General features: G+C 38.3%; 14 protein-coding genes. 11 read left to right on the plus strand and 3 right to left on the minus strand.

Annotation, left to right across the window (positions count from 1 at the left end):
* Positions 1-282 precede the first annotated feature (282 nt).
* From mtnN to GNP81_RS18925, 4 genes are all read left to right on the plus strand, one after another.
* On the plus strand, positions 283-978 hold the full coding sequence (gene mtnN, locus GNP81_RS18910) for a 5'-methylthioadenosine/S-adenosylhomocysteine nucleosidase (protein ID WP_155658488.1): 696 nt from the start codon (positions 283-285) through the stop codon (positions 976-978).
* Between the two features lie 66 nt (positions 979-1044).
* Positions 1045-1998: a cobalamin biosynthesis family protein gene (locus GNP81_RS18915; protein ID WP_155658487.1), complete on the plus strand. Its 954-nt coding sequence runs from the start codon at positions 1045-1047 to the stop codon at positions 1996-1998.
* Positions 1999-2040: 42 nt separating this feature from the next.
* Positions 2041-2652 (plus strand): TRIC cation channel family protein, encoded by a 612-nt coding sequence (locus GNP81_RS18920; protein WP_012534152.1) that lies wholly within the window; start codon positions 2041-2043, stop codon positions 2650-2652.
* Positions 2653-2837: 185 nt separating this feature from the next.
* Positions 2838-4148 carry a peptidoglycan DD-metalloendopeptidase family protein gene (locus GNP81_RS18925; protein ID WP_336495342.1) on the plus strand — a complete coding sequence of 437 codons (1311 nt, stop codon included), beginning with the start codon at positions 2838-2840 and terminating at the stop codon, positions 4146-4148.
* Positions 4149-4189: 41 nt separating this feature from the next.
* Here GNP81_RS18925 and GNP81_RS18930 read toward each other — a convergent pair whose 3' ends face one another.
* From GNP81_RS18930 to erpA, 3 genes are all read right to left on the minus strand, one after another.
* Complete coding sequence (locus GNP81_RS18930; RefSeq protein WP_155658485.1) at positions 4190-7288, minus strand: efflux RND transporter permease subunit; 3099 nt, start codon at positions 7286-7288, stop codon at positions 4190-4192.
* A gap of 9 nt (positions 7289-7297) precedes the next feature.
* A complete protein-coding gene (locus tag GNP81_RS18935) occupies positions 7298-8410 on the minus strand; it encodes an efflux RND transporter periplasmic adaptor subunit (RefSeq protein ID WP_155658484.1) in 1113 nt (370 codons plus the stop codon).
* A gap of 134 nt (positions 8411-8544) precedes the next feature.
* Positions 8545-8886, minus strand: a complete 342-nt coding sequence (gene erpA, locus GNP81_RS18940) for an iron-sulfur cluster insertion protein ErpA (RefSeq protein ID WP_005420796.1) — start codon at positions 8884-8886, stop codon at positions 8545-8547.
* Between the two features lie 226 nt (positions 8887-9112).
* Between erpA and hemL the strand changes: the two genes are divergently transcribed.
* The 7 genes from hemL to GNP81_RS18975 all read left to right on the plus strand — a co-directional run bounded on the left by hemL (position 9113) and on the right by GNP81_RS18975 (position 20974).
* Positions 9113-10408 (plus strand): glutamate-1-semialdehyde 2,1-aminomutase, encoded by a 1296-nt coding sequence (gene hemL, locus GNP81_RS18945; protein ID WP_155658483.1) that lies wholly within the window; start codon positions 9113-9115, stop codon positions 10406-10408.
* A gap of 339 nt (positions 10409-10747) precedes the next feature.
* Positions 10748-11833, plus strand: a complete 1086-nt coding sequence (locus GNP81_RS18950) for an AI-2E family transporter (RefSeq protein WP_012533785.1) — start codon at positions 10748-10750, stop codon at positions 11831-11833.
* 117 nt (positions 11834-11950) lie between these two features.
* Positions 11951-12970 carry a 16S rRNA (guanine(1207)-N(2))-methyltransferase RsmC gene (gene rsmC / locus GNP81_RS18955; protein ID WP_155674937.1) on the plus strand — a complete coding sequence of 340 codons (1020 nt, stop codon included), beginning with the start codon at positions 11951-11953 and terminating at the stop codon, positions 12968-12970.
* A gap of 165 nt (positions 12971-13135) precedes the next feature.
* Entirely contained in the window at positions 13136-16516 is a 3381-nt protein-coding gene (locus GNP81_RS18960) for a hybrid sensor histidine kinase/response regulator (RefSeq protein ID WP_155674936.1), read from the plus strand.
* Between the two features lie 621 nt (positions 16517-17137).
* Positions 17138-18811, plus strand: coding sequence for an ABC transporter substrate-binding protein (locus GNP81_RS18965; RefSeq protein ID WP_155672875.1), 1674 nt, complete (start codon positions 17138-17140; stop codon positions 18809-18811).
* Positions 18812-18959: 148 nt separating this feature from the next.
* Positions 18960-19946 carry an ABC transporter permease gene (locus GNP81_RS18970; protein ID WP_012534180.1) on the plus strand — a complete coding sequence of 329 codons (987 nt, stop codon included), beginning with the start codon at positions 18960-18962 and terminating at the stop codon, positions 19944-19946.
* Positions 19947-19948: 2 nt separating this feature from the next.
* The gene (locus GNP81_RS18975; RefSeq protein WP_012533828.1) at positions 19949-20974 is read left to right on the plus strand and encodes an ABC transporter permease; all 1026 of its coding nucleotides are present in this window, start codon (positions 19949-19951) and stop codon (positions 20972-20974) included.
* The last annotated feature ends 1 nt before the right edge of the window (position 20975 follow it).

The raw sequence follows: 20975 nt of genomic DNA on the forward strand, positions 1-20975 counted from the left end.
CAGATTAATAGGTTTCTAATTTTTAAAGAGCTTACTAACAAAGTAGATTGTGATGCGAATCACTCTCTCCGTGTCAGTGGATGCGCAGTATAGGCGTATCAGATTTTGATGCAAGCATTTTTATTAAAAAAATAACCAACCGAACAATAAATAAACATAACGTTCAAAATACAAACAGAAACTCTTATTTATTTAAGAATAAACATCAAATTCCATATCTCCTAAGAACTATATACCTATGTTACAATCATCCACCACTCTAACTTTTATTGAGATATAAACATGAAAATTGGCATTATTGGCGCTATGGAACAAGAAGTTGCCATTCTTAAAGACAAAATTGAAGGTCTATCAACAGTAACTAAAGCTGGTTGTACTTTTTATACTGGTACATTAAATGGCGCTGACGTTGTTTTATTACAATCAGGGATTGGTAAAGTTGCAGCAGCAGTTGGAACAACTCTTCTTATTGCTGAACATAATGTTGATGTGGTTCTTAATACAGGTTCTGCTGGTGGCTTTGATTCATCATTAAATCTTGGTGACGTGGTAATTTCAACAGAGGTTCGCCACCACGATGCTGACGTAACTGCTTTTGGTTACGAAATGGGCCAAATGGCTCAACAGCCAGCTGCATTTATTGCTGACGAAAAGCTAATCACAACTGCTGAGCAAGCGTTAACTGAAATGAGTAATAAGCACGCTGTTCGCGGATTAATTTGTACTGGTGATGTTTTTGTTTGTACTCCTGAGCGCCAAGAGTTTATCCGCACTCACTTCCCTTCAGTAATTGCTGTAGAAATGGAAGCCTCAGCTATCGCGCAAACATGTCACCAATTCAATACCCCTTTTGTTGTGGTTCGCGCTATTTCTGATGTAGCAGATAAAGAATCACCAATGAGTTTTGATGAATTCCTTCCTCTTGCAGCGCAAAGCTCATCAGAAATGGTATTAAACATGGTTACTTTATTAAAGTAATCTTATTTTATTGAGCCAGTTCCTCTGGCTCAATTTTATCTTCTTTTATATATAAAGAATCACCTCATGCTAGATAAATTAACTCTCTTTATTTCAGATTACTCATTACTAGTTTTATGGGGGGCTTTAATTTTTCACCTCATTATTCCTATTTCAGCTCAGTTTCATCCAATGTCTTTCTGGCATAAATTTGCTTTAATCCTAGCTGAAAAGGTAAATACCTCTCGCCCTTATCAGCAACGACTACTTTCTGGCTCCCTTGCATGGGCATTGATGATTATTCCTGTAATCATTGTATATATTGCAGCAGTGCCTCTTATTTGGAACATTCCTCTTTTTAATCTTGGGTTATTATTGTTGTCATTAGAATGGCGCGGTGTTGAAAAACTATGCAAAGAGACCATTCATGCCCTAAATAAAGAGGATAAAAGCAAAGCAAAAGAAACCCTCAAACATTGGGTAAATAGAGATGTTGAACCTTTATCATTGTTAGGGTTAGGTAAAGCATCAAGTGAAACGATTATTTTGGCTTATGCGAGAACCGTAATTGGGGTCTTATTTTGGTATGGTATTGCTGGCGGTATTGGCGCTTTTGTTTATCGATTATCATTAGAATTAGCAAGAGCGTGGTCTCCATCTAGAGATTCATTTCGACCTTTTGGTATCACGGCTCTACGTATTCAGTATATTTTAGATTTTCTCCCACTTAAGCTTTTCACTCTCCTTTGTTTCATTGGCAAAAATATTCGTCATTCTTTTCAACAGTTACAATTACAGAAAAAAAGCTGGGCTAATAAAAATAATGCAGGGCTACTTATTATTATTGGAAAAAAGTTTGAGCTTTCTTTAGGTGGACCTGTTATTTATCAAGGGAAGAAAATCAACCGAGCAAAACTAGGTGGAAAAATAGCCCCATCAGCAATTCATTTAGCACAAATTCATCGCTTTTTAAGCTGGAGAATAGCCATTTGGCTTATGCTTCAAAGCACGATAATGGTCATATTAAAACAAGGTTTATAACCTTCTTTCTACAACATCATGCAGTAAGTCATAGAGGACAAGATGTTAATCTATACAATTGATATGTTTGGTACTGCCATTTTTGCCATTTCAGGAGTTTTATTGGCTGGACGGTTAAAAATGGACCCATTTGGCGTCACGGTTTTAGCAAGTGTTACCGCAATAGGCGGAGGCACTATTAGAGATATGGCCTTAGGTGCCACCCCTGTTTTCTGGATTAACGATACCAATTATTTATTGGTCATTTTCATTACTTGCATTTTAACTATGTTAATCATTAGAAAACCCAAACGCTTACCTTGGTATGTACTGCCAGTTTCCGATGCTATTGGATTGGCTGTCTTTGTTGGCATTGGTGTAGAGAAAGCACTTAATTACAACGCAGACCCAATGGTAGCCGTCATTATGGGAGTAATTACTGGTTGCGGTGGCGGTATTATTCGAGATGTATTGGCTCGAGAAGTCCCTATGGTGTTAAGAAGTGAAGTGTATGCTACTGCCTGTATCCTTGGTGGTATTGTTCATACTTCAGCTCTTGAATTTAATGTTCAAAGCTCGACCGCAATGCTACTCGGTGTCACTGCTACATTAATCATTAGATTAGCCGCTATTCGATGGCATTTATCATTACCAACCTTTGCTCTTAATAAATAATTTGTTAATAGGCCATAGCTATAAATCTTATGCTTGGCCTATTTTTTATTTATTTCTTTAAATTAATGAACTTTTTTTTATAAAAAGGTGACCAAACTACAAGTTCCTCACATAGTAGTTAACTTCAAAACACGATACACTTCTAGGTTGTTATTTTTATTCACTCTTTACTAACTAATCGAATGATATTATCTAAATTAACTCGCATTCCTGTAATCCATCGCATTCTGATTGGTCTTTGCAGCGCAGGGATTGTTGTAGCTATTGCAACAATCCCAGACTCTGTCGCCCCTGATTCAGGTTTTTATAAATTAGCAGTAGGTCAAACATACCCAATTGAGATAAGAAAAGAAGCGCTTGTTTCTCATGAAAAAAACGCTCAAAACCAGCAATTATCTTGGGAAACCTATACCGTAAAATCAGGGGAAAGTGCCTCTGTTTTGTTTAGTCGCATCGGTTTGGGATACAGCCAACTTCTAAAACTCACCAGTAGCGATAAAGAGATTGAAAACCAACTCACTCGCTTACGTCCTGGTGACAAATTAAAATTTGGTTTTAACCAAGATCAAGACATCGTTCAACTTATACGCCCTATCAGTAAATTTGAAACTTACCGTATTAGTAAAGTTGGTGACAGCTATATTGGTTTGTTTGAAAAACAAGATATTGAAACTCAGCTTAATTATACCAAAGCAACTATCACTTCAAACTTTTGGAATGCTTCAATTGGCGCGGGACTGAACCCTAATCAAATTATGGAGCTCGCAGGTATTTTTGGATGGGATATCGACTTTGCTTTAGATATTCGAGAAGGTGACAATTTTAAAGTTCTTTATGAAGAGAAGTATGTTGAAGGTGAATATGCTGGAAAAGGCAATATTATCGCCGCTTCTTTTACTAACCGTGGCGATACTTTCACCGCCATAAGAAACGATAAAAACGGCAACTTTTACGAACCAAATGGCCGAGCGATGAAAAAAGCTTTCTTACGCTCACCAATCAATTTTCGTTACGTTAGCTCTAATTTTAATCCTCGTCGTCTGCACCCAGTAACAGGACAAAGAAAAGCCCATAGAGGAACGGATTATGTTGCACCAGTTGGTACTCCTATTTGGGCTGCCGGTGATGGTGTAGTAGATAAAGCCGGTTATAACCAATTTAATGGTAATTATGTATTTATTCGACATAGCAATACTTATATAACGAAATACCTACACATGACTAAACGTTATGTACGTTCAGGCCAAAGAGTTAAGCAAGGTGAAACTATTGGTACTCTTGGTGGAACAGGTCGAGTAACAGGTCCACATCTTCATTATGAATTCTTAGTAAATGGTGTTCATAAAGATGCTCGAACAGTATCGTTACCACAGTCAAAATCCTTAACAGGTAAAGACAAAAAAGAGTTTGAAGTTGTGGCTAAAGAACGCTTAAAACAATTAGATCAATATAGTCAGTTTATTGTTGGTAATCATCCAGTAATTAATCATGAATAACTAAAATTAAAGCCCTAATTAGAGATAATTAGGGCTTTTTTTTAATCAAGTAATTCTTTTACTTTTTTATCTCTTCCAAGCATTAACAAGCAAGGTGTCAGTACTAATGTTAGAACGGTTGCAAAGGCTAATCCTCCAGCAACAGCAGTGGCTAATTGTGACCACCACTGAGTACTTGGTGCACCAAACTCCACTTTTTGATTAACTAAATCAATATTCATCTCTAACACCATTGGCATCAATCCCAAAATGGTTGTTACCGTCGTTAGCATAACAGGACGTAAGCGCTGCACGCCTGTTCGCAAGATAGCATCTACTTTTTCAATGCCTTCTTTACGTAAAGTGTTATAGGTATCAATCAGTACAATATTATTATTAACAACGATTCCTGCTAACGAAATCACACCAATGCCTGACATAATAATTCCAAACGGACGCTGGAAAATAAGTAAACCAGCAAACACCCCTACGGTTGAAAAAAGAACTGCACTTAAGATTAAGAATGCCTGATAAAAACTATTAAATTGAGTAACTAAAATAATTGCCATAACAGCAAGTGCTACAAGAAAAGCATTCTGCAAAAATGCGGCTGAGTTATTTTGCTCTTCATTTTGCCCTCTTAATTTAAATTCAACGCCCTTAGGTAATTCTAAATTTTTTAGTGCCTCCTCAACTTTAGGAAGCTCAATACTCAGGTTATACCCTTCACTCATGTCGGCTTTTACCGATAAAATTCGGTGTCCATCTATTCGGTGAATAGTATCTTGTTTGTGCGTAGGAATAATGCGCGCAAAATTAGTAATTGGAACAAGTCCATTATTCGTCTTCACTCTAAGCTCATCAAACCGCCCGATATCTCGATGTTCTTCAGGAAAACGAACAAGAATATCGACCTGTTCATCATTATCATCAGGTAGATAGTCACCAATTTTTAAACCATTAGTGACAAACTGAACGGTATTACCAACTAATGTAGCATCTGCACCAAACCTTGCAGCATCATCTCGTCGAATATCAATTTTCCAATCAATACCCTGTTTATTAGAGGTATCACTGACATTAGTAAATGCTGCATTTGAATCCACCCACTTACGCACCTGAGTGATGGATTGATTTAACAGTTCTCCATTTTTTGCACTGAGTTCGACAATCAAATCATGCTCGCTAGGAGGCCCTGCATTTGGTGTACTGAACTCCAATTCGACGCCTGCAATATCTTTCGTTTTCACTCGAAGCTCTTCAATTATCTCTTTTACAGGTCTTCTGTTTTGCCAATCAATTGGAGTAATCTGGATACGTCCTATTTCATCATCGCCACCCGTTCGAGTATAAATACTGTCTAGCTCTTGCATTCCTAATATTTGGTTTTGAACCTGAACCATAATTTTATCTTTCTCATCAATAGAAAGATCACCATGAGAACGAACTTTTACGGTTAAAAATGGAGGATCGACATCAGGAAAGAAAACAACACCAAGTCCCGCTTTTGCGTAAGTAAACCCAATACCAACAGCAAGCGATATTGCTAATAATAAAATCTTAAAGGGGTGCTTTAATGAAAATGAAAGCGTTTGATAATACAGCTTAGTGAACCCTTCTGCTTGAGTATAGTCACCTCTACTTAGCGCCTGTAATTTCACTCTTTTTTTAGGAAGGACTTGTTGCGGTTTACCAAACAAACTCCCTAGAACGGGAACAAATAGCAGAGCCATAACTAAAGATGCACTTAACGTCGCTATCAAAGTTAATGGCAGATACTTCATAAATTCTCCCGTAATATCAGGCCAGAATAATAATGGAGCAAATGCCGCTAATGTTGTCGCGGTTGATGCAATAATTGGCCATGCCATTCGTTGTGCAGCCTCTCTATAAGCTTCCACACGATGTGCCCCCTCTTGCATTCGACGATCAGCGTATTCAGTTACAACAATGGCGCCATCAACTAACATACCTACCGCCATAATTAATGAAAATAGTACGACAATATTGATGGTGAGCCCTGAAACAGCAAGTAAAAGTAGACCAGTAAGAAAAGAGCCAGGAATTGATATTCCAACTAAAAGTGCAGTTCTTGCTCCTAAAATTGCAATAATAACGATAACAACCAATAAAATAGCAGAAAGAATATTATTCTGAAGATCATTAAGCATGATCTTTACATCTTTAGATTCATCCCACGTGTATTTAACTAATAAATTATTTGGCCAATCCTCAAGTTGCTGAGCCCCTGATAATACCGCTTTTACAATCTCAACGGTTTCAATGATATTTTCACCTGAACGTTTTTTTATATCGAGAACAATGGCTTTTTCACCATTTAATCGCGCATAACTATTAGGGTCTCTAAATGCTTTACGAACCGTCGCAATATCACCAAAAGTGACTACCTGTTTTCCATCGACTTTGATTGGTAGCTCCAGTACATCTTTTAACGATTCAAAAACAGAAGGGACTTTTACTGAAAATCGGCCATAACCTGTATCAACAAAACCAGCAGCCACGACACGATTATTTAATGCAATTAGATTATAGATGGCCGCCTGATCTAATCCATAACTCTCAAGTAAAAGAGGGTCGACAATAATTTCAACCACATCTTCCCTATCTCCCGCAATATCAACTTCAAGTATCTGTTTGTAACTTTCGAGTTTATCTTGCAGCTTTCTTGCAATTTGAACCGCGGTTCGCTCAGGGACGGTACCATATAAAACAACGGATAATACGGCTTGCTCAGCCGCTAATGTAACCTCATGAACCGTTGGCTCATCACTCTCTTCTGGAAGGTTTGGCTTAACTAAATCAACCGCCTCTCTCACATCCGTTAATGCTTTATCTAGATCGACACCAACACTAAACTCTAATGTCACCGAACCATGTCCTTCCCCTGCAACCGCAGTCATTTCCTTTATCCCTTCAATAGAGCGTAATTCTTGCTCCATTGGGCGCACGAGCAAACGCTCAGAATCTTCAGGAGAAATACCTTGGTGACTCATAGAGACATAAATAATAGGGATCGTTATATCTGGATTTGATTCTTTTGGTATAACGAGATACGTCGACACACCAGCAATAAGTAATAAAACCAACAGCATCAACATGGTACGAGAGCGACCCAATGCCGCATTAATAATAGCTAGCATATAATGTCCCTATTTACGCTGAATATGAATGAAGTCACCATCACGAACAAATCCTTGTCCAACAGTAATAATATCCACTTCATTCCCAAGTCCTGTTAACCAAACACCATCATCTTCAGCCTTAACTAACTGAATAGGAACAAACTTAACTTTATGATCCGTCTCACTATGTCCTTCAGCTTCTATCGCTGTTTTTACTCCTAAATCCCCACTTTCATTTAATGCGAGCATTGCAGGTGTCACTTTTATTGCTGGTTGAAGCGCTAAATTAATAGCGACTTCAGAACTCACACCTGCTGGGATCTTTCCACCAATATTGGGAATTTCAATTTCTACTGAAAATGTATTGGTTGATGAGGATGATATTTTCGAAATATAACGAACATAACCTTCAATTGAAGCGCCATTAATAAAACTAACATCTGCTTTTTGTTGTTTTGTTATTTGACTTATATGTCTTTCACTTACATTAACATCAATAACCAGTGGATCGAGAACAACTACTTTAGCAACAGGATCACCGCGACTAACAAAGTCACCGACTTCAATAAATAAATGTTCAACAATGCCATCAAATGGTGCTGTGATCGTAGTATTTTCTAATATCAACTCAGCATTACGAACTCTTGCTTTTGCTTCAGCAAGTGAGGCTTGTGACTGGCTAAACGCAACTTCTCCTTGTAAGCCTTTACGTTTTAATTCTTTTGCTGCATTAAACTCTTTCATTCGAACTGAGTAGATGGCTTTAGCTTGGCTTAATTGCAAATCAAGATCGGCCATATCCAAACGAGCGATGGGTTGCTCTTTTTTGACTCTAACGCCTTTATTTACTAACAGTTCTTCAATCTGAGCTGCAACTTGAGCTCCTAATATGGCTTGTTTATCAGGACTAGTTCGTCCATACAAAGAAATGGATTTATGAGTAGGGATAGATTCAAAACGTTCAACAACCACGTTAGCTAATGGTATGGTAAGAGGCGAGTTCTCTGTTTCTGTTGATGATTCTTCAGCATTTGAAGGTCCACTCATGACCCATAAAAACAAACTTAAGAATAAAAAAGAAGAGATAATCCAAGGTCTATGGATAAGATAAGAAAAAAAAACAGATGTAAATTTACCCATAGCAACAATCCTTAGCGCTTAGGAGATAGGAACTAACAGTAATACATCTGAACTTACTGTTACTCAAAAATTATGATTTTTTTAGAATATAAAAGGTAAGTAAACTCCTCTACTTACCTTAAAATATTCAGGGCTTATACACTGAATGATGCACCACAACCACACGTTGTCGTTGCATTTGGGTTATCAATGAAGAAACGTGAACCTTCTAAACCTTCGGTATAATCAACTTTACCGCCAATCAAATATTGTAAGCTCATTGGATCAACAACTAATGTAACGCCATCGTTTTCAATTGTCATATCACCTTCATTTACGTCTTCATCAAACGTAAAGCCGTATTGGAAACCACTACAACCACCACCAGTAATATAAACTCGTAGCTTTAGATTTGGGTTTTCTTCTTCTGCAATTAACGTTTTTACTTTTGCTGCTGCAACATCAGAAAACGTTAACGGCACAGATACATCACTCATTTAAACCTCTCAGGATTGGTTTCCAATTCTATTTTATAGGCGATTATCTAATACCTGACTGTTTCATTCAAGTATTCAATCGCTCTTCTCTGCGTTCTCATAAAATGAAGATCGCATTTATCAGTACTATTTTACTATTAGATGGGGATTAATACGATCAACTCAAGCTTTTTTAGGTACAATAGCGCCCAACTGGTCCAAATTAATTACTATGAGGATATAAGTAATGACCAAATCAGCAGAACTATTTGCAAAAGCGCAAGATAAAATCCCTGGCGGTGTAAACTCTCCTGTTCGTGCTTTTGCTGGCGTTGGTGGCTCACCAATTTTCGTTGAGCGTGCCGATGGCCCTTTAATTTTTGATGCCGATGGCAAAGCTTATATTGATTATGTTGGTTCTTGGGGTCCAATGATCCTTGGTCATAACCATGCTGCAATTCGCGAAGCAGTTATCTCTGCAGCACAACGTGGTTTAAGTTTTGGTGCACCAACTGAAACTGAAATTACTATGGCTGAATTCGTTTCTGAGCTCGTTCCATCTATGGAGCAAGTTCGTATGGTTAGTTCTGGTACAGAAGCAACAATGAGCGCAATTCGCCTTGCTCGTGGTTACACTGGTCGTGATAAAATCATGAAGTTTGAAGGTTGTTACCATGGTCATGCCGATAGCTTACTTGTTAAAGCCGGCTCTGGCGCATTAACTCTGGGTCAACCAAGTTCTCCAGGTGTTCCTGCTGATTTTGCTAAATACACATTAACAGCAACATTTAATGATTTAGATTCTGTTCGTGAACTATTCGCTGCAAATAAAGGCGAAATCGCTTGTATTATCGTAGAGCCAGTTGCAGGTAACATGAACTGTATTCCACCAGTAGAAGGGTTCCACGAAGGACTTCGTCAAATTTGTGATGAAGAAGGTGCTCTATTAATTTTTGATGAAGTAATGACAGGTTTCCGCGTGGCTGAAAACTGTGCTCAAGGGTACTACAACATCAAACCAGATCTAACAACATTAGGTAAAGTAATCGGCGGTGGTATGCCTGTTGGTGCATTTGGTGGTCGTAAAGATGTAATGCAATACATTGCACCTACTGGCCCGGTTTACCAAGCTGGCACACTTTCTGGTAACCCTGTAGCGATGGCTGCTGGTTTTGCATGTTTAAAAGTATTAACTGAAGAAGGCAATGAAAAACGCCTTGCAGATACAACGAAACATCTAGCTAATGGTTTTAAAGAGTTAGCTAATAAACACGGTATCCCAATGGTTGTGAACCAAGTTGGTGGTATGTTCGGTTTCTTCTTTACCGATCAAGAAACAGTAACTAGCTACGCTGATGTTGCTAAGTGTGATATTGAAAGATTTAAACGCTTCTTCCACCTAATGCTAAAGAAAGGGGTATACCTAGCACCTTCTGCATTTGAAGCAAGTTTCACTTCTTTGGCTCATGGGCCAAAAGAAATTGAAGCTACATTAGAAGCAGCTGATCAGTGTTTCGCTATCATTGCTTCTGAAGCTAAATAAGATCTATTTTAATGAGATAAAGGCTTTCATTATTGAGAGCCTTTTTTCATATAATATAGCCATAATAACTCAGTAACAGTTTAATCACTCCACATGAAAAAGTGATAATACTTAATTAGTAGTTATTGCCAAAAATACACAACGGCCACCAATAACCCGATAACTATCACAGGAATAATTGGAAAACTTTTTTTCTTACTTACCGTGCATGTCTCTTTATCACAACAGCCCATCGTTACTCTCCATTAATCTTGCTATGATGATCAACTAGCTATATAACTATCTAAATTGCTATCATCTTAATTTTATAAACCGACAATCGCATCATAAGGGAATAATGTGTCTCATTTCAATAAACTGAACTCCAGTCATTGGGTTTTAATTGCTGCTTTGCTTGCTGCTGGTTACGCATGCTTCCTTTTAATTGAACCCTACTTAAACCCAATCATTCTTGCTTTTATTATGTCGTTATTATTTGCGCCTTTACATAATAAAATCAGTGATCGACTCCCTAACAGCCCAAATAGTGCAGCAATACTTTCTTGTATGGCATTAACTTTTATTATCGCTATTCCTCTATTCTTTGTTTTTATTGCTATTGTTCAACAAGGTGCAACATTCTCAAAAGACGCTTACCACTGGGTTATTGATGGTGGAATACAAACTTTATTCCAACACCCGTTTGTCGCAAAAGCATTATCTTTTATTAATAAATACCTGCCTTTTGATGCCATAGACCCTGCAGAGGTCACTCAAAAAGTAGCGCAACTCGCATCGCAGATAGGTACTCGAATTGTTGGAATGAGCGCTCAAATTGTTGGTGATGTAACTAATGTTCTAATGAACTTCTTTTTAATGTTATTTGTTTTGTTCTTTTTACTTCGTGACCAAGACAAAATCATCTCAGCATTTCGCCATGTATTGCCTCTTTCACGCAGCCAAGAAGATCGTTTATTAGATGAAATTGAACAAGTATCGAAATCAGCTGTTCTTGGTTCATTTTTGACAGCAATAGCACAGGGTATTGCCGGTGGTTTTGCTATGTGGCTTGCAGGTTTCCCAGGTCTATTTTGGGGAACAATGATGGGGTTTGCTTCTTTTATTCCAGTTGTAGGAACCGCTTTAATTTGGGTTCCGGCAACCATTTATCTATTACTTACTAATCAATGGGAATGGGCTATCTTCTTAACAGCATGGGGTGTATTAGTTGTAGGTTCTATCGATAACATCGTACGACCACTCTTAATGCAAGGAAACTCTGGTATGAATACCTTACTGATTTTCTTCTCATTATTAGGCGGCATACAGCTTTATGGTTTAATTGGATTAATTTATGGTCCAATCATTTTTGCTCTAACATTGGTTTTATTTAATATGTACGAAACTGAATTTAAGACTTTTTTAGATCAACAAGATAAGAACTAAACCAATTTAAAACCATTTAAGGCCACTGATTTTTCATCATCTTCAGTGGCCTTTTCTTTTCCTTCCTATCACTTTGTGGGACAATCCTGCCAGTTTTTATATTATTTCGAGGCCATAATGTCTTACTCTGCACCAAGTCAAATTACTCAACGCCAACTTGCTTATTTTGAAGGCAAGCATGTTCTCATTGCTGGTGAGTTAATCGATGACTTTCCTTTTGAGCTAGCAAAGCATTGTAAATCGACCTCAATTTTCACGACCAACTATTCATACTACAAGCAATTTGCTGATCATGATCCTATTCACTGCTATTTTGGTTCTGAATTAACAGAAACAATCAATGCCGATATGATCTTACTCTACTGGCCTAAAGCGAAAGCAGAAGCTGAGTACTTACTAACAATGCTGCTAGCAAAACTTGGCAAAAACACCGAAATTGTTGTTGTTGGTGAAAATCGAAGCGGCGTAAAAAGCATTGAAAAAATGTTTGCTGATTTTGGCCCGATAAATAAATTTGATTCAGCTCGTCGTTGTAGCTTTTATTGGGGTCAGTGCACTGAAGAAGTGCCAGCATTCAATCAGCAAGATTGGTTTAAAGAATACCAAGTTGAATTTGAAAACCACACTATCGAAGTAAGAAGCTTACCTGGTGTATTCAGCCATGGCGAATTTGATAAAGGTTCTGAGCTTTTACTACAAACTTTACCAGCACTACGAGGCCATGTACTTGATTTTGGGTGTGGGGCTGGTGTTATTGGTTCGGTAATGAAAACAATCAACCCTAAAATTCACTTAGATATGGTTGATATCAGTGCACTTGCTATAGCCTCTTCTATTGAAACATTAAAAGCCAATAACCTTGAAGGTAATGTATTTGCGAGTGATGTGTATTCTGATACTAAAGAGAATTACCAATTTATTGTCAGTAATCCTCCTTTCCATGCAGGTCTAAAAACACATTACTCTTCAACAGAAGAACTATTAGAAAAAGCACCACAAAATCTAACTCATGAAGGGCAATTAATTTTAGTAGCCAATAGTTTTTTACAGTACCCACCAATCATTGAAAAAGCCTTTGGTGAGTGTTTAACGTTAGCTAAAAATAACAAATTTAAGATCTATTCAGCTCAAAAATAATTCTTGCCTCCCGCCGCACTTTATTACTCTGCTGCTTGATTTTTAACATGAATTAAGTATAAGAAGCAGCAGAGTTTCTCGTTAAAATCAAACTCAATAAAACTTACTGACACGTTAAATATGTCAATTTCGCTGAATGGATAACAGTGTGGACTAGGCCTTCAAATGGATAAAAAACAACACTTTAAACGTCTACAAAATACGTTGATGATTGCGTTTCTTGTTTTAAGCATAACGCCATTGTCACTTATTGCAATTTTCTTTCTTCACTCTCACAGCCAAGATCTTGCAACACAAAGTACCGCGCATCTTGTGTCATTACGAGATAACAAAGAACAACAAATTACAAACTACTTTAAAGGGCGTAAGTCCGAAGTATTAGGGTTTGCTCGTTCTGAGCTAGCTAATGCAAGTGGTGGTCGATTTTATGGTTTAGTTAGTGCGTTTCCACACTTAGGTATATCCATAGAAGACGCACGTAAAAATGCGCAACTGCGATATATCACAGGCTCTGGTGATAAAATTAGAACCAGCGTCCTTCCCGAATCAGACTCTTATATTGGTAGTGAACGCTATCGCCTTCTACATAAACGTTATCATTGGGCATATTTAGAACTCTTAAAACGTTCCGACTTTAGTGATGTTCTATTAGTTGATATTAATGGCAACGTCGTGTATTCCAAAGCCAAAGAAGACAATTACGGTACAAATTTATTAACAGGTAAGTACAAAGACAGCACATTAGCGGATACATATAAAAAAATCAGAACATTGATGAAAAAGCCTGAAAGTGAAGATAATATTCCTATCATTTTTTCTGATTTCAATACCATAAATAACGAAACAGTAGCATGGTTTGCCGCTCCAATAGTACAACAGGGTTACTTACATAGTTTTGCCCTATTCAAATTACCAAACACTGGTCTAATTGAATTGATTGGAGGTAATACCAATACGAGTTCCATCAAAACCTACTTTGTAGGCCAAGACTCTTATTCCCGTATCAGTAATGAAGACATTGAAAAAAATCTCTCTGAAAATATGAAATTGGCGCTATCTGGTGAATCAAGCGTCGGTAGCTTTGTTGATAAGCACGGAGAAAAAGTACTTGCCGCATTTACTTCTATTAATGTTGATGGACATTTATGGGGGCTATCACTTGAACTGCCAGAAAAGGAGGCTTTTGCTCGCATTCAACAACTTGAGCAAATCTTTGTTATTGCAATGATAATAGCCATTGTCTGTGTTGTTATTGCTTCGCATTTCTTATCTAACTCAATTACAGCACCACTTTTACGTTTAACATGGGCGGCAGAACGAGTATCTGCAGGTGATCTTGATCAAGAGATGATCAGCACGGATAGAAAAGATGAGATAGGTCGCTTAGCGGTTAGTTTTGCACGAATGCAACGCTCAATAAGAGAAAAAATCCAACTAATTAAAGATCAAAATGAAGCGCTTGAAGCTAACTTAGCAACCATTCAATTAAAGAATAGCGAATTGGAAGCCGCTGATAAATTAAAGGATGAATTCTTAGCAACCACATCACATGAGTTAAGAACACCATTACATGGAATGGTTGGCATCGCAGAAGCCTTATATACAGGAGCCAACGGCCCAATATCGGCATCTCACCGCCATCAATTAGAGATCATTATTAACAGTGGCCAACGATTAACAAGCCTAGTTAACGATTTACTTGATTACCATAAAATGCGTCATGGTAACCTTGATATAAATAAGCATGTTACTGATTTATCCTCAGCAACCAGCTTAGTTCTTGAATTATCACAGCATCTCCTTGGAAATAAATCTATTCGTATTATTAACCAAGTAGATAAATCTCTTCCTGCCGTTTATGTGGATGAGCAGCGTCTTGAACAAGTTCTCTATAACCTTATTGGTAACGCAATTAAATACACCTCAGAAGGTAAAATTGTCATATCTGCAAGTGTTGTGGACCAATTCTTACGAGTACAAGTTGTCGATACAGGACATGGAATCCCCGCAGATGAATTAGAACATATTTTCGAACCATTAATTCAGGCAGGCCATGATTCAAACCGCTACCGTCAAGGCTCAGGTCTTGGTTTATCAATCAGTCGACAATTAATTGAATTAATGGGTGGCTCTTTATATGTAAGTAGCCAACCAATGGTAGGAGCGACATTTAGCTTTACCCTTCCTCTTGCAACTAAAGAACAAATTCAACAACACAAATTGCTTGCTCAAGAAGGTATTACTCACTATCAAACACCTGAAAAACTTGAATATAATTTAGATGAGATTGATGAGGAATTACCAGAAAACCCTGAGGGCCCACTTTTATTAGTTGCGGATGATGAGCCCGTCAATCTACAAGTACTTACTAGTTTCTTAAAACTTGAAGGGTACCGAGTGAAAGTGGCTAATGATGGACCTGAAACATTAAAAGTATTTGAAGAAGAAAAGCCTGAATTATTATTGCTTGATGTCATGATGCCAGGAATGAGCGGCTATGAAGTATGCCAATCACTAAGAGAGACTTATAGCCACTCTGAACTACCTATTATTATGTTAACAGCCTTAAATCAAACTCAAGATAGAATTCGAGGTTTTGAGTCAGGCGCTAACGACTATTTAAGTAAGCCTTTTAATAAACAAGAGCTAGCAGCTCGAATAAAAGCGCACCTTAAAGCAAGTAAGGCTGAATTATTCTTAAGTGAAAATGATCGCCTACAGCAGGAAATTCGCCATAGAGAAAAAGTAGAAGCCAGTTTACTTGAGACACAGGCTCATATATTAGAGCAACTTAATCATGCACAAGAAGCCATTATATGCGCAAAGAGTGATGGAAAAATTAAGTATGTAAATAACTCTGCTGCAAAACTATTTCAAAGAACAGAAGAACAACTTTCACGTTATTCTATTGATGAGCTAATAGCTAAACGTAGCCTTATTGAAAGTAAACAAAACCACCGTGGCAATATTGATGTTTATATTGATGGCGAAATAACACAAATAAACGCTGATTTATTACATCTTCCTGCAGAGTCCGGGCTATCCCTTATTCTTGTGGTTAGCCATAAACACGAGGCAAGCGAACAACGAATTCATGACTTAGAAAGTGCAGTAGAAGCACTATCTGCATTTGCATTCGAAGGCGATAAACAAAAGCTAAACTCGCTATCGCTAGTTGGTGGGGATATTGCTCAACTAGCCACTAAGGCCAATGAAAATAAAGAAGACAAAGGCACTATCATGCGAGAACTCATTGTTGACGGCATGATCTCAGGCCTTTCTTATTGGGAAGAGTCTACAGGGCAAACCAAATACACTCTCGCAGAAGAGAGTGGATTATGGCGAGTGTATTTAGATAGAAGCACACTACAAACACGTACACTTGATAAATACTTACGAGTAGAAACTCTGCCAAAAACACCACGCTGGAGAACCGTAATTAGTACTTTAGAGTACATTTTAGAACATTGTGAACAATACAATGACCAACGTGACAAACTGGTTAGAATTAAAGATAGACTACAAATGCTAATATCCAGCAATTAATATTTACCATCATAATTCAACCTAAAAGCCCGTAATAATTGCGGGCTTTTTTTTCATCACAACCAAATTCACGATTCAAAAAAAGCGCTTAATAAACACAATAATTAGTCTGTATTTAGCTATTTTTTAGCGGTAAAAACTCATCTATTATATATTTGTCATAATAATGAGAAGCGACTCACAACAAACCTTGTTCAATAATTTTAGCAATAAAATTAACGATAGAGATCACAGGTGATCAAAATCACCACTATAGAAATATGAAAAACAACTCATAAAATAAAAGCGCCAAAGAGTAAGTAGTCACTAACTTAGTATTATATAGAACAGCGTATATGAGACAAGTATCACACAAGCGAAATAGAGTAAAAAATACACACAATTACAGAAAATAACGTTTTTGACGTTAAAAAAAGTTATTTTGCCGTTTTTAACGGTAATGCAAATTGACGTTTTAAGCCGAAAACGGTTTCCTATACATGCCCAAGGCCTACAGACCACTCAAAAACCATTAGAAAGGCAATTTGGAAAAATGGATTTGAGGTAAGCCTTTAATGTGTGTTTATCAAGTTGATAAAGACGTATATATCGTGAAACTAAAGCAAAGAGTAAGGAACAGCTATGCTTGCCAATATTAAAAAAACTACATTAGCTGCTGCAGTACTTGCAGCAACAACGGGTTTTGCTGCTACAGATGCAGCGGCACGAAGTGAGCTAACAGTGGTACCAGATTTCTACCCTACAATGATCCAAAACTTTAACCCATACCTTGCAACTAACCTTCGTACAACAACAGATTTTGTGTACGAACCACTAGTTATCTTCAATGAAATGCATGGTAACAAACCAGTTATGCGTCTTGCGGAAGATTTCCGTATGTCTGATGACCTTATGAGTGTAACTTTTGACATTCGTAAAGGTGTTAAATGGTCTGATGGTGAGAAATTCACAGCTGACGACGTAATTTACTCTTATAAACTACTAAAAGATAAGCCAGAGCTTGATCAACGTGGTATCAATAAGTGGGTTACAAACGTTGAACGCGTAAATGAATATCAAGTTAAATTCAGCTTATCTGAAGCTAACTCAAACGTTCCATACGAAATTTCATTAGTACCAATCGTTGCTGAGCACATTTGGTCAAAAGTGAAAGATCCAACAACGTTTACTAACGAAAACCCAGTAGGTACAGGTCCATTTACTGAGATCGATACTTTTACACCTCAACTTTACATTCAGTGTCGTAACCCTAATTACTGGGATAACGATAACCTAGATGTGGACTGTTTACGTGTACCTCAAATCGCGAACAACGACCAATTACTAGGTAAGATTGTTAACTCTGAACTAGACTGGACATCTTCTTTCGTTCCAGATATCGATCGTACATACGCTTCAGCAAATCCTAACCACCAATACTGGTACCCGCCATCAGGTACACAAGCATTCATGGTTAACTTCAAAAACCCTGATGCAGCTAAAAACGAAGCACTAACAAATGTTGAGTTCCGTCGTGCTATGGGTATGGCTCTTGACCGTCAAACAATCATTGATATCGCATTCTACGGCGGCGGTACAGTGAATGACTTCGCATCTGGTCTTGGTTATGCATTTGAAGCATGGTCTGATGAAGGTACTCATAACAAGTATAAGAAATTCAACACATACAACGTTGAAGGCGCTAAAAAGCAACTAGCTAAAGCTGGCTTTAAAGACGTAAACGGCGATGGATATGTTGATACTCCATCTGGTAAGCCTTTCGAGCTTCTTATCCAATCTCCAAACGGCTGGACTGACTTTAACAACACAGTTCAACTTGCTGTAGAGCAATTAGATGAAGTTGGTATCAAAGCGAAAGCTCGTACTCCTGAGTTCGCGGTATACAACCAAGCAATGCTAGAAGGTACTTATGATGTAGCTTACACAAACTACTTCCACGGTGCCGATCCACACCTATACTGGAACAGTGCTTACAACTCAGCACTTCAAGAAGGTGATGGTATGCCTCGTTTCGCAATGCACTACTTTAAAGATGCGAAACTGGATGCTCTACTTGATAGCTTCTACAAAACAGCTGACCGTGATGAGCAATTAGAAATCGCTCATGGCATTCAGAAAATCATCGCTGAAAACCAAGTAACACTTCCTGTGATGTCTGGTGCTTACATGTACCAATACAACACAAAACGCTTCAGCGGTTGGTGGAACGAGAAGAATCCTAAGGGCCGTCCAAACATCTGGGCTGGTATCCCTGAGCGTCTTCTACACGTTCTTGACCTAAAACCTGTTAAGTAATATGTAACTGTCTTTGCGGTGCACCCTTTGTGCACCGCCTATTCCCCCCCTTCCCTACTAGCTAAAGGAATGGCGCTCGTCGTCAGGGGATTTTATGTCCTGATTTCCAGGTCAGGCAAACAATATCTGGATGAGTAAGGTGTGAGTTATGGGATTTTTTCTAAGACGTTTATCGTTCTATTTTATTGCGTTGGTCGTTGCTGCAACGATTAACTTTATCATTCCGCGAGCAATGCCAGGTGACCCTGTTGTCATGATGTTCGCTAATGCAACCACTCAGGTAACTCCTGAGCGTATTGAAGCAATGAAACAATTGCTTGGCTTTGTTGATGGCCCTCTATATGAGCAATACTTTATCTACATCAAAAACATCCTAACTTGGGAATTAGGTACTTCTATCAAATTCTATCCGCTAAGTGTAAATGATTTACTTGGTGGTGCATTTGGTTGGTCATTATTCCTAGCAGGTACTGCGGTAATTTTATCATTCTCTCTAGGTTCTATTCTTGGCATCTTTGCAGCATGGAAACGCGGTAGTGCTTACGATACATTCATCTCTCCAGGGATGTTGGTTATCCAAGCTGTACCTCAGGTCGTTATTGCAATGTTAGCTATGTTTACCTTTGCTGTCGGTTTGAAATGGTTCCCTACTGGCTACGCCTATACTCCAGGTACAATTCCTGACTGGACAAGCTGGGCATTCATTAAAGATGTTGCTTATCACGCTATTCTTCCACTGTTCTGTGCGGCTATCGTTCAAATTGGTGGCTTCCTAATTAACATGCGTAACAACATGATTAACCTACTTGGTGAAGACTACATCACCATGGCTAAAGGTAAAGGCCTAAGCGAAAACCGCGTTGTATTTAACTATGCAGCACGAAACGCAATGCTTCCAAGTGTTACCGCTCTATCAATGTCATTAGGTATGGCAATTGGTGGTCAGTTAATCGTTGAAATTATCTTCAACTACCCAGGTCTTGGTTCTGTACTATTTAACGCAATCACTTCTCGTGATTACCAAGTTCTTCAAGGTCAGCTACTTATCATGACTCTGTTCATGCTGTTCTTTAACCTTCTTGCTGACATGTTATACGTTGTTCTAGACCCTCGCCTACGCAAGGGAGGAAAATAATAATGAAAGGCTTAATTAAACTACTTTCAGGTAACCCTAAATCTCTGTTTGGTTTAGGCATCCTATTCATGTTTATCTTTATTGCTGTATTCGCTCCATTTCTTAGCGACCATGCTCCAGATAAACGCACAGGTAAACCACATGAATACCCAGGTTTTGTTGTAAACGCAGCTGAGAATAACCCTGAAGGATGGGTTGCCGAAAACCTAGCAACCGATCGCCGTACATTACTGATGTCTAAAAAAGCAGACCACGTAATGGGAACAACTCGTATGGGTCGTGACGTATGGTCTCAACTTGCTCACGGTGCTCGCGTATCACTTGCTGTAGGTTTTGGTGCTGGTGTTGTTGTTTGTTTCTTAGCAACCATCATTGGTGTTTCTGCTGGTTACTTTGGCGGTAAAGTTGATGACGTACTAACAGCAGCAATGAACATCATGCTTGTTATACCTCAATATCCACTACTATTCGTTCTTGCAGCATTTATTGGTGAGGCAGGGCCAATGACCATCGCCCTCATTATCGGCTGTACTTCCTGGGCTTGGGGTGCTCGTGTAATTCGTTCTCAAACTTTAGCTTTGCGTGAAAAAGAATTCGTTAAAGCAGCAGAAGTTCTAGGTGAATCAGCATGGCGCATCATTTTTGTTGAGATTCTTCCAAACCTTATCTCTATCGTTGGTGCAAGTTTCATCGGTTCAGTGATGTACGCAATCATGATGGAAGCAACTATCTCGTTCTTAGGTCTTGGTGACCCAAGCACAATCAGTTGGGGCATCATGCTTTACAACGTACAAACATCATCATCAATTCTAATTGGCGCTTGGTGGGAACTGATTGCACCTTGTATGGCACTGACGCTACTAGCAATTGGCCTAGCAATGCTTAACTTTGCTGTCGATGAAATTGCTAACCCTCAACTACGTTCTCATAAAGGAATGAAACGCTGGAAGAAAATGGCATCTCAAGACACTGAAGAACGTAAGCCAGATTTAGGTAAACCAGAATTAAATTGGAACAGGGAAGATTAAT

The organism is Aliivibrio fischeri, assembly GCF_009727955.1.
GTDB classification, from domain to species: Bacteria; Pseudomonadota; Gammaproteobacteria; order Enterobacterales; family Vibrionaceae; genus Aliivibrio; species Aliivibrio fischeri_A.

Bases quoted from the DNA above. Each gene is read 5' to 3' on its own strand.
- erpA (WP_005420796.1), bottom strand. From the start codon at position 8,886: ATGAGTGATGTATCTGTGCCGTTAACGTTTTCTGATGTTGCAGCAGCA.
- mtnN (WP_155658488.1), top strand. From the start codon at position 283: ATGAAAATTGGCATTATTGGCGCTATGGAACAAGAAGTTGCCATTCTT.
- GNP81_RS18975 (WP_012533828.1), top strand. From the start codon at position 19,949: ATGAAAGGCTTAATTAAACTACTTTCAGGTAACCCTAAATCTCTGTTT.
- GNP81_RS18970 (WP_012534180.1), top strand. From the start codon at position 18,960: ATGGGATTTTTTCTAAGACGTTTATCGTTCTATTTTATTGCGTTGGTC.
- GNP81_RS18920 (WP_012534152.1), top strand. From the start codon at position 2,041: ATGTTAATCTATACAATTGATATGTTTGGTACTGCCATTTTTGCCATT.
- GNP81_RS18915 (WP_155658487.1), top strand. From the start codon at position 1,045: ATGCTAGATAAATTAACTCTCTTTATTTCAGATTACTCATTACTAGTT.
- rsmC (WP_155674937.1), top strand. From the start codon at position 11,951: ATGTCTTACTCTGCACCAAGTCAAATTACTCAACGCCAACTTGCTTAT.
- GNP81_RS18960 (WP_155674936.1), top strand. From the start codon at position 13,136: ATGGATAAAAAACAACACTTTAAACGTCTACAAAATACGTTGATGATT.
- GNP81_RS18935 (WP_155658484.1), bottom strand. From the start codon at position 8,410: ATGGGTAAATTTACATCTGTTTTTTTTTCTTATCTTATCCATAGACCT.
- GNP81_RS18965 (WP_155672875.1), top strand. From the start codon at position 17,138: ATGCTTGCCAATATTAAAAAAACTACATTAGCTGCTGCAGTACTTGCA.
- hemL (WP_155658483.1), top strand. From the start codon at position 9,113: ATGACCAAATCAGCAGAACTATTTGCAAAAGCGCAAGATAAAATCCCT.
- GNP81_RS18930 (WP_155658485.1), bottom strand. From the start codon at position 7,288: ATGCTAGCTATTATTAATGCGGCATTGGGTCGCTCTCGTACCATGTTG.